Raw genomic sequence first — 1,526 nt, 5'->3', positions numbered from 1 at the left:
GAATTTGTTAGGCATATTACGCAGGCCTGCGCCCCTCTGCGGCGCTTTTTGCAATCGTGAAGGCAGCCCACCTTCGAGGCCATCTGAAATAAGATCTCAGACGGCAATATCATTCGTTACAGCGACCAATTGGGAAAACGTTTGAGATGATCTTCTAATCGAAGTTTCCCTTCGCGCTTTTTGGCCCGTTCTGCTCTTTTCGCCGATAGCGTTAACGTTTTATTCGCGTTTGCTGAAAGACTAAAAGCGATACCGACTTCCTTGTTATCAACCCTACATTCTGATTTCAAATTCATACAAAATCCTTTTCAATTAAGAAAAACCGAAACGACCGAGTTCAAACTGAAATATCGCTGAACCCTCTAATCGTTCAAAAGTGACCCAGAATTATTAAACTTATTTGCTTTTGTGATGGGCCTCTCAATCTTGCAATTTAACATAACAAATATAATGCGCACCAAATTAAACTTTTGATTTTAATGGTTATTTTATTAAATTTAACGTTGCCTTTGTTTTTAATTTTAAATAAATAATCCATTAATTATTTTTATTGGGATTATTTGATGTGCTATAAATTTTTCAAGGTTATTTGTTATCTCATTGTTATTTATCTGCTATTTTTGGTTACGCATTATATTTGTTATGTTAAGGGAAAAATCCCAAGGCACACTTAGCGTTTGAAATATCAGGCGACGACACGCTATACTTACCTGAGGTCTATAAGGTTAAAACACACGACATTGCTTACTCCTGTAGTGTCCAATGTCGTGTGTTTTTTCTAGGATTTAGAGTGTGTTAGAGGTGGTACTCTGACTATATAGCACTCGCAAAAAAGCCGACTTTCCAAGAGTAGTCGGCTTTTTTGTGTCTAAAAAACCGGCATTTGATTTCTTTTCCCGGTTGAGATAGGTTGAAATTTCACCGTTTGGACGGCCAATCCAAACACCCCAAAAACCTCTTGGACTTCAAAATATGACGCATTTGACTCAGCCTTGGCTTGGGCTAACGCTCAGGAGAATCCACTTTCTGCCTAACACCGCCTTTTTTGTCCCTCAGGATGAAGCGAGGTGTGTTTTAAACGTGGACGGTGAGTCTTATGAAAACGTTTAGCTCCTCCCCTCCCCCGTTCGATAAATCGAGTTACGATGCGCAGTATCGCTGTAAGCGTAAGGCTCGCAAACTGGATTTGATTGAATTGTATCAACGCGTCATTGAAGAAGAGAACGCGCGGAACCCTAAGACGCCTTTTGAGATCGGATTTAAGTCTCGCCGGTTGCTCCGAAGCGGTAAGGTAGAAACCCTGCCGCCAGAATACGCGCGGATCTTAAAAGGGTGTGAAGAATTTATTACCAACCCCAATCGTTTCCCGTCACTCAATGCATGGGGCGGTGAAGCGGTGAATAATGTCCAATGTCGCACCTTAATTGCGAAAGTATTAGCGTGCACTCTGCCGAACACAGACCTCATTGGCGGGCGCATCGGTTTGCCCACCGAAGCGGGATTGAAAACCATCAGCTACGACCAGC

The 1,526-nt window shown here is 42.2% G+C and carries 1 protein-coding gene and 1 pseudogene; one reads left to right on the top strand and one right to left on the bottom strand.

Annotated elements, in window-relative coordinates; all coding sequences use genetic code 11:
• Positions 1–116 precede the first annotated feature (116 nt).
• A complete protein-coding gene (locus tag ACED60_RS25615) occupies positions 117–296 on the bottom strand; it encodes a TraY domain-containing protein (RefSeq protein ID WP_016800598.1) in 180 nt (59 codons plus the stop codon).
• Between the two features lie 800 nt (positions 297–1,096).
• On the opposite strand from ACED60_RS25615, the pseudogene ACED60_RS25610 reads away from it, so the two are divergent.
• Positions 1,097–1,526 (top strand): annotated as a pseudogene (locus ACED60_RS25610) (hypothetical protein); the annotation flags it as partial.

The sequence above is a fragment of the Vibrio sp. 1F279 genome, from assembly GCF_041439815.1.
Taxonomy (GTDB): domain Bacteria; phylum Pseudomonadota; class Gammaproteobacteria; order Enterobacterales; family Vibrionaceae; genus Vibrio; species Vibrio tasmaniensis_A.
This window is presented reverse-complemented; position numbering and strand designations above follow the sequence as displayed.